The organism is Mycobacterium sp., assembly GCF_035640695.1.
Classification (GTDB): domain Bacteria; phylum Actinomycetota; class Actinomycetes; order Mycobacteriales; family Mycobacteriaceae; genus Mycobacterium.
Window position 1 is genome coordinate 1 of record NZ_DASQVQ010000164.1, and the last position, 7,460, is coordinate 7,460.

Sequence of the window (7,460 nt, forward strand, 5' to 3'; positions counted from 1 at the left end):
CGCATGCAAGCGGGATTGGCTGAGCGGCAACGACTTCAAGCAGCGTTCGGCACCTACGTCGACCCAATCCTTGCGGCGCGGCTACTTGAGCAGGGTGACGACGTGTTCACCGGTGAACGCCGCCAGGTGAGCGTGATGTTCGTCGACGTCCGCGATTTCACGCCGTTCGCCGAGGCCAACACCGCCGAGGACACTGTTGCCCGGCTCAACACCCTGTTCGAGATCGTTGTGCCTGCCGTCGTCGACGCCGGTGGGCACGTCAACAAGTTCCTCGGCGACGGGGCACTGGCCGTCTTCGGCGCCCCCAACGACCTCGCCGATCACGCCGAGGCCGCGGTGAGCGCTGCCGTTGTGATTCACCGCCTGGTCGCCGAAAGGTTCGGCGGCACACTGCGGGTCGGCATCGGCGTCAACACCGGTGTGGTGATCGCCGGCACGATCGGCGGGGGAGGCAAGCTCGAGTTCACCCTGATCGGTGACACCGTCAACGTCGCCGCCCGCGTCGAGCAGCTCACCAAGACCACCGGTGATGCAATCCTTCTCACCCACCAGACGGTCGACGCCTTGGTTTCTCGACCGCTCGGACTCACCGACCGGGGATCGCACGCACTAAAAGGTAAGTCAGCCGCTGTAAAGGTCTTCGGGCTAGACCCTGCTGAGACTCGTTTCCATCGCCTCGGCTGAATTGCCTAACGCGTGCCAACCGGTGGTCGGTGGACATTGGTACATCTTGAACCACCGAGACCGCCGTGGTGGACAAGCCGGAGGAAGCGGCCGAGCACGGGCACATGCACTAGGAGTTGAAACGGAGCACCCCCGGCCAGGAGCCGGGGGAGTTTCCTTTTGTTGCACGTGCCGTTGATCCGGCGCGTCGCTGTCGGAGGTGTCGAGGGGTGGAGTACTCAACCGTCTGCTTTTACACCATGCTCTTGGGCCCTTGATGTGTTCCCTTCGCGCAAGTCGAGGGCTACGGGCCAGCAAGGGCCCCGTATCCGCTGAGGAGCGGGGCCTTCGCTTTGTCGGCAACCATGTGGTGCGTTTCCATCTCCGTTCATCGGTCCGTACGGGGTTTCGCCCCGGGCAAGAGCCCGCACCATCGAGGCCAAGGAATAGTATCGATTGAAATAGTATTGAATGATACAGTTAGGAATGTAACGGATGACAAGGTAGGCGATCATGGACGTATATGAGGCGGTTACCAGCCGACGGGCGGTGCGCGGATTCACCGACCGGCCTGTGCCGCGGGAGGTGCTGGAGCGGGTGCTGTCCGCCGCGGCGTGGTCGCCGTCCGGATCGAACATCCAGCCGTGGAACACCTACGTGGTGACCGGCGCGCGGCTGGCCGAGCTCAAGAAGCGCGCCGTCGAGCGCGTGGCCAACGGCGACCCATGGGACGAGCGGGAGTACGAGATGTACCCGCCCGCGATGAAGTCCCCGTACCGCGAGCGCCGATCCGCCTTCGGCAAGGAGCGCTACGGCGCACTCGGCGTCGCGCGCGAGGACACTGAGGCCCGCCAGCGGGCTGCCATCGCCAACTGGGACTGTTTCGGCGCGCCCGCCGCGCTGTTCGTCTACATCGATCGTGACCTGGGCCCGGCCCAATGGGCCGACCTGGGGATGTATCTGCAAACGGTCATGCTGCTGCTGCGTGCGGAGGGGCTACACAGCTGTCCACAGATGGCGTGGTCACAGGTTCGCAAGACGGTCGAGGATATCGTGTCACCCCCGGATGGGCTGATCCTCTTCTGCGGCATGTCTATCGGGTACGAGGACCCCACGGTCAGTTATATCCGTACGGGCAGGGCACCGCTCGACGAGACAGTCACGTTCGTCGACGACGAGGTACTCGCTTCCAGCGAGGTCGCTTCATGACTGCCGACGCTCCGCAGCGACCAATCGCCCCCCGCGCGACCGACCGCCCCGGAGATCCGTCGCCTTTCGCTCTTGGGTTGCTGCTGCGCCGAGCGCACTGGCGCGCGGCCGCGGTCATGTCGGAGGCGCTTCGGCCGCTCGGCATCGAGTTGCGACATTTCGCCGTACTGCTCGTCCTGGTAAACCGCGGGCCCACGGAGCAGCGGGACTTGGTCGAGGTGACGGGCTCAGACAAGGCGGGCATCATGCGGGTCGTCGACGACCTGGAGCGCAAAGGGCTGGCGGTGCGAAAGTCCGTTCCGGGGGATCGGCGGGTGCGGGCGGTCGAGATCACCCCTAAGGGCCTGGAGCTTTTCGACGCCGCTCACGTGGCCGCAGCGCCACTGGCTGAGCGCCTGATTTCCGTGTTGGAGCCCGGCGAGGCAGAACAACTCAAGGATCTGCTCACCCGATTCACCGCCGAAGAGTAGGCGCCAACGGCACAGTCATATCGCGCCAGCCCGCGGCCGGAAACGGCGGCGCGTCGCCCTGGCTGACGTCGCCGCCAATCGAGGCAACTTCGCCGTCGTCGAACGGCGCATCGCATAGGCCGGGACCACCCTGAACGCCGACGGCGGCGGCCCCGCCATCTGAAAACACAACGTGAGAAAGGAACGATCTATGTCGAAAGACAACGCCGGCTGGGAGAACGCGCTGACGGTCCTGCAGGACGTGCGGCCGCCGTTCATTCCGGAAGGCGCCGAAGTCAAGACCGTTGTCGCCGACCTTCCACCCGGCAGCGCGGGTTTTCCGCCGCACAGGCACTCGGGCCCGAGTTTCTATTACATGTTGGAAGGCGAGCTGCAGTTCGAGCTGGAAGACGAGCCGCCGCGAGTCATCCGAGCCGGGGAAGCGTTCTGGGAACCCGGCGGCGACGTTACGCATTACACAAATGCCAACAACCGCGACGACATACCGTGCCGTTTCGTCGTGACGTTGGTGTCGCGGTCGAACAGCGCAATGCGTGAATTAGTGCCATCCCGCACGTCGATGGTGATAGCGCCATCCGAAAACAATCCGAGAGAAGAGTCAGCGATGTCGAAAAACTATGACGGATGGGAGAATGCGCTCACAGTCCTGCAGGAAGCGCGGCCGCCGTTCATCCCGGAAGGCGTCCATGCCATGACGGTTGTCGTTGATTACCCGCCCGGCAGCGCGGGCTGCCCTCCGCACCGCCACTCAGGCCCAACTTTCGGTTACATGCTCGAAGGCGAGATGCTCTTCGAGTTAGAGGGTGAGCCGCCGCGAGTCATCCGAGCCGGCGAAGCGTTCTGGGAACCCGGCGGCGACGTTATCCACTATTCGAACGCCAACAACCGTGACGACATGAGGTGCCGCTACACAGTCACGATGCTCGGCGCTCCGGGCCAGCCCATGCTGACCCTCGTCGACGCGGAGGAACTGGAATCACGCAAGCACCTGCGTGTGCCGGCCGAGTCAAATGCGCCGCGTCGTCCATCCGGTCGAACGAGGTCGTCTTCAAGTTCGCGCCCCCCGTCGGCATAACGGCGTCGAACTGGGATTGCCACTCGGTCCGCGCCACCGGATCGGTCAGGGCGTCGTCGGGCGGCGCGGCAGCCCGCTGCTCATCACCTTGCCGAACGTGACCACCGTGCCCCTGGTATGACTACGGACTTCCAAGGGTTTCAAACCGCGAGCCGCGCGACGAGACTGGAGTCATCCGTTCATCGCGGGATCCCGAAAGGTAAAGCTCATGAAGATCGTAGTCATCGGCGGCACTGGACTCATCGGCTCGCAGGTCATCGCCCAGCTCACCGAGTTAGGCCACGAGGCCGTCTCCGCCTCGCCGCGCTCGGGTGTCAACACCCTCACCGGAGAAGGCCTCGCCGAAGCCCTCGCCGATGCCCACACGGTGGTCGACGTGTCCAACTCGCCGTCCTGGGCCGACGAGGACGTGCTGAATTTCTTCACCACCTCTACCCGCAACCTGCTCGCCGCAGAGCGGGCCGCCGGCGTGCAGCACCATGTCGCGCTGTCGATCGTCGGTGCCGACCGGGCAAGCGAAAGTGGTTACATGCGGGCCAAGATCGCCCAGGAGAAGCTGATTGGGGAATCGGGATCTCCATATTCGATCGTTCGGGCGACTCAGTTCTTCGAATTCGTTGACGGCATCGCCGATTCGATGACCGACGGTGACACGATCCGTGCGCCGCACGGGGCGTTCCAGCCCATTGCCGCCGCGGATGTCGCCACGGCCGTCACCCGCGCGGCGACCGGCGAACCGGTCAACGGGATTATTAATATCGCCGGCCCGGAAAAGCTCGGCATGGACGACTTCATCCGGATCCGGTTTGCCGCAACCGGCGATGCGCGCCAGGTGGTGACCGACGCCGCGGCCCGCTATTACGGTGCGGTGCTCGACGACAGCACCATCGTCCCCGTCGACGGCGAAGAAGTGACCGTCTTCCCCACCCGCTTCAGCGACTGGATGGCCTCTCGCACACCCAGCGCTACAAGCTAGGACCCGCTCGATGTGCCCTCGGATCGCCTCGTCGATGAGCTGATCCTTGGGCCGCAGCAGCGTCTCCGATTCGATCCACCGGATCAGCCCAGCAAGCTCTGAGTGGGAATCTTGTCGATGCGGAGCATCGGAACCCACTCCTGTACAAGGGATTACGGCGCGGCTCCTTCAGCAGGTACGCGCAAGTGCTTGCGACGCTCCAACTCTTCGTCGTCGACGAGGACAATCATGGGTTGGCCCGGAGCGCAAAGCATTGTGACGACGTAACGGACTTTGATGTCGTCGCGGTTGTTGCCGTCCGAGTAGTGGATGACGTCGCCGCCCGGCTCCCAGAACGCCTCGCCGGCGCGGACCACTCGCGGCGGCTCGCCTTCGAGTTCGAACAGCACCTCGCCCTCCAGCACGTAGCCGAATGCAGGTCCACCCGGATGCCGGTGTGGCGGGGCGCCCGCACTGCCCGGCGGGTAGTCGAGTACAACGGTCATCGCGTGTGCGCCTTCCGGAATGAACGGCGGCTGCACTTCCTGCACAACCATAAACGCGTTCTCCCAATTGGCGTCAAACTTTTTCGACATCGGTCATTCCTCCTCGGTTGTGTTTCAGATGGCGGTGCCGCCGCCGTCGGCGTGCAGGGTGGCGCCAGTGATGAAACTTGAGCGGGGCGAGGCGAGAAAGCGGACCGCCTCTACACCTTCGGTTTTGGTTGGACCCGGGGCGACCGAGGCTCCCCTCATGTGCCAGCAGCCGCGCGCACGCGCGGCCGATGCCCGCGGTTCCGCCGGTGATCAACGCTGTCTGGTTGGTCAGCTCCATTGCACCCTCCGCGGTTACGCTATGCGCTGTTGGACGGCTGCCAAGTTGCCTCGATCGCCGGCGACGTGGGCCAATGCGATGCGCAGCCGCTGCCGGCCACGCGACACCCGCGACATTACCGTTCCCAGCGGGATGCCCAGAATCGAGGCGGTCTCCGCGTAGGTGTATCCCTGGACTTCGGCGTAGTACACCGCCGCCCCGAAGCCGTCCGGCAAAGCGTCCAGCGCCGCCTTGATTTCGTTGTCGGGCAACGTATCCAGCACTTCCGCCTCGGCAGAGCGCCGCCCTGCAGGTAGGGGTGCGGCACTATCGGCCAGGTCACGCTCGGTGATCCCCTCGACAGGAACTTCACATGGGCGGCGCTGTTTGGCCAGGGCTGCTTGAGCGTCGGCGTGTCCTGCGTCGTGGCCCTGAAGCATGAAGTCCGCTGTGGTTTCTTTGTTAAACACCGTGGAACATCTACGTGGTGACCGGCCCGCCTCTGGCCGAACTCAAGAAGCGTGCCGTCGAGCGGGTGGCCAACGGCGTTCTCTGGGACGACCGGGAATACGTGATGTACCCGCCCGCAATGAAGTCGCCATACCGCGAACGCCGATCCGCGTTCGGCCACGAGCGCTACATCGACCGCGACCTGGGCCTGGCCCAATGGGCCGACCTCGGGATGTATCTGCAAACGGTCATGCTGCTGCTGCGCTATCGCACACGTTCTGCCGAGATGAAAACGTTCGTTGGCGCTGTGTCGATGTCGTTGCCCGTAGCGCCGCGGCCATGCTGAGCCAGCAGTTCATCCGAGTTCGTCATCGACGCTCGCCAGCCGTGTTCGTCCAGCCACTGCCCGACGTCGGTGCGCTCCTCGGCATACCACAGCTCGTGTATGTCGGGCGCGTCGGTGTTGCCGAGCCTGCCGGCTGCGGTCTGTAGGCGCTTCGCCTGTTCAAGGTCGCGCTCCAAGCGCTCAGGATCGAGGACGTCACTGGTTGGCGCGTTGACCGCAATTCGACTGCCCACGCAGCTGAGTGCCTGAATGCGCTCGAAGAGCAGATCTTGAGCTTGTGCCGGTAGATACCGCAACAGCCCCTCGGCCGACCAGGCCGTAGGTATGCCCGCGTCGAATCCCCCATGTCGCAGCGCGGCGGGCCAATCCTCACGCAGGTCGATCGGAACTTCGATCCGCTCTGATGTCGGCTTTGCGCCGTGCGCGCGCAGCGTGTCGGACTTGAATTCGAGCACCTTGGGTAGGTCCAATTCGTACACGCGGGTGCCAGCGGGCCAGGCCAGCCGCCAAGCCCGGGCGTCCAGGCCAGCGGCTAAGATCACGACCTGGCGCAGTCCGGCACCGCTCGCGGCACGGAAAAAATCATCGATAAATGCCGTGCGACAGGCAAACAAGTCGCCCAACGCTCGCATCCTCGCGGGTAGGTCGGGGTCGACGTCAGCGAGTTCGGCGGGCAATGCGGAGCTGTCGAACATATTCCAGATCCCCGGGCCAGCCGCGTCGAGAAAAACCCGCGCGAAAGGGTCACGAAAGAGGGGGCGTTCGCTGTCGGTCTCGGCAGCGCGCGCGGCGGCCACGCCAAGCGCGGTAGCGCCCACACTTTCCGTAATCTCCCAGGAGTCATGATCGGTTCGCGGCATCGTGTTCCTCTGGTGTGCTCGGTCAAGTGGCATCGGCCGATCGTTCCTTGCAGCCGAGCCGCCTTGACGTCGACGATCGCAACGCCGCACAAGAACCGCATTGCAGTTAACCGCCATTAATCGTTAATGCTTCCAAGATCACACGGCTGCAATCCGACACCACCGGCGCCGCGAATGGGTCGACGACAGCGACCCGGTGGCCGATTCTGCCGCAGCTACCGAAACCGTCTGCCAAGATCGCACACGGAGGTAGCGCCATGAGGCTGACGACGCACACCCGGCTATTCGTCCTTGCCGCCGCTACCATGGTTGCCCTCGGCGCGGCCACCGGTTGCGGGACAGGCAAGCAATCAGCCAACACGAGTTCAGCCAGCACGGCCGCGACACCCAGTTCGGCCGCGCCGACCAACTCGAGCGTCGCGCAACGGCCGACGTCGGGCAACTTTATTGCCCAGCTGCCGGCCTTGGGCGACAAGGCCGCCACGACGCTGGCGCTCTCGTTCGACGGCGACAAGGTCGTCGGCTACGCGTGTGACGGCAAGACTGATGAGGCCTGGTTTTTCGGAACCCAACAGAATGGCCGGTTTGACCTGACTTCTAAGTACCAGGACCATTTGAC

The 7,460-nt window shown here is 64.4% G+C and carries 8 protein-coding genes and 4 pseudogenes; 8 read left to right on the forward strand and 4 right to left on the reverse strand.

The window, feature by feature from the left end; genetic code table 11:
* The 6 genes and pseudogenes from VE759_RS19275 to VE759_RS19300 form a co-directional block, all read left to right on the forward strand.
* On the forward strand, positions 1-684 hold a 684-nt coding region (locus VE759_RS19275; protein ID WP_324935413.1), incomplete at its 5' end, for an adenylate/guanylate cyclase domain-containing protein.
* A 492-nt stretch (positions 685-1,176) separates the two neighbouring features.
* Positions 1,177-1,872, forward strand: coding sequence for a nitroreductase (locus tag VE759_RS19280; protein WP_324935415.1), 696 nt, complete (start codon positions 1,177-1,179; stop codon positions 1,870-1,872).
* Positions 1,869-2,342: a MarR family winged helix-turn-helix transcriptional regulator gene (locus tag VE759_RS19285; protein ID WP_324935417.1), complete on the forward strand. Its 474-nt coding sequence runs from the start codon at positions 1,869-1,871 to the stop codon at positions 2,340-2,342. The genes VE759_RS19280 and VE759_RS19285 overlap by 4 nt, the downstream gene beginning before the upstream one ends.
* Before the next feature lie 190 nt (positions 2,343-2,532).
* Positions 2,533-2,832 (forward strand): annotated as a pseudogene (locus VE759_RS19290) (cupin domain-containing protein); the annotation flags it as partial.
* A 114-nt stretch (positions 2,833-2,946) separates the two neighbouring features.
* Positions 2,947-3,417, forward strand: coding sequence for a cupin domain-containing protein (locus VE759_RS19295; RefSeq protein WP_324935425.1), 471 nt, complete (start codon positions 2,947-2,949; stop codon positions 3,415-3,417).
* 208 nt (positions 3,418-3,625) lie between these two features.
* Positions 3,626-4,393, forward strand: a complete 768-nt coding sequence (locus tag VE759_RS19300; protein ID WP_324935418.1) for an SDR family oxidoreductase — start codon at positions 3,626-3,628, stop codon at positions 4,391-4,393.
* A gap of 152 nt (positions 4,394-4,545) precedes the next feature.
* On the opposite strand, the gene VE759_RS19305 is transcribed toward VE759_RS19300, so the two are convergent.
* The 3 genes and pseudogenes from VE759_RS19305 to VE759_RS19315 form a co-directional block, all read right to left on the reverse strand.
* The gene (locus VE759_RS19305; RefSeq protein WP_324935420.1) at positions 4,546-4,968 is read right to left on the reverse strand and encodes a cupin domain-containing protein; all 423 of its coding nucleotides are present in this window, start codon (positions 4,966-4,968) and stop codon (positions 4,546-4,548) included.
* 24 nt (positions 4,969-4,992) lie between these two features.
* Positions 4,993-5,127: pseudogene (locus VE759_RS19310) on the reverse strand (short-chain dehydrogenase); the annotation flags it as partial.
* A 93-nt stretch (positions 5,128-5,220) separates the two neighbouring features.
* Entirely contained in the window at positions 5,221-5,655 is a 435-nt protein-coding gene (locus tag VE759_RS19315) for a sigma factor-like helix-turn-helix DNA-binding protein (protein WP_324935422.1), read from the reverse strand.
* Here VE759_RS19315 and VE759_RS19320 point away from each other — a divergent pair.
* Positions 5,655-5,900: pseudogene (locus tag VE759_RS19320) on the forward strand (nitroreductase); the annotation flags it as partial. The gene VE759_RS19315 and the pseudogene VE759_RS19320 overlap by 1 nt on opposite strands.
* Here the strand turns inward: VE759_RS19320 and VE759_RS19325 are convergent.
* A complete protein-coding gene (locus VE759_RS19325) occupies positions 5,900-6,841 on the reverse strand; it encodes a class I SAM-dependent methyltransferase (RefSeq protein ID WP_324935423.1) in 942 nt (313 codons plus the stop codon). The pseudogene VE759_RS19320 and the gene VE759_RS19325 overlap by 1 nt on opposite strands.
* A gap of 257 nt (positions 6,842-7,098) precedes the next feature.
* Here VE759_RS19325 and VE759_RS19330 point away from each other — a divergent pair.
* Positions 7,099-7,460, forward strand: a pseudogene (locus VE759_RS19330) (hypothetical protein); the annotation flags it as partial.

What these genes read in the sequence shown, in the direction of transcription:
- VE759_RS19300 (WP_324935418.1), top strand. Translation starts at nt 3,626, where the DNA reads ATGAAGATCGTAGTCATCGGCGGCACTGGACTCATCGGCTCGCAGGTC.
- VE759_RS19295 (WP_324935425.1), top strand. Translation starts at nt 2,947, where the DNA reads ATGTCGAAAAACTATGACGGATGGGAGAATGCGCTCACAGTCCTGCAG.
- VE759_RS19305 (WP_324935420.1), bottom strand. Translation starts at nt 4,968, where the DNA reads ATGTCGAAAAAGTTTGACGCCAATTGGGAGAACGCGTTTATGGTTGTG.
- VE759_RS19280 (WP_324935415.1), top strand. Translation starts at nt 1,177, where the DNA reads ATGGACGTATATGAGGCGGTTACCAGCCGACGGGCGGTGCGCGGATTC.
- VE759_RS19325 (WP_324935423.1), bottom strand. Translation starts at nt 6,841, where the DNA reads ATGCCGCGAACCGATCATGACTCCTGGGAGATTACGGAAAGTGTGGGC.
- VE759_RS19285 (WP_324935417.1), top strand. Translation starts at nt 1,869, where the DNA reads ATGACTGCCGACGCTCCGCAGCGACCAATCGCCCCCCGCGCGACCGAC.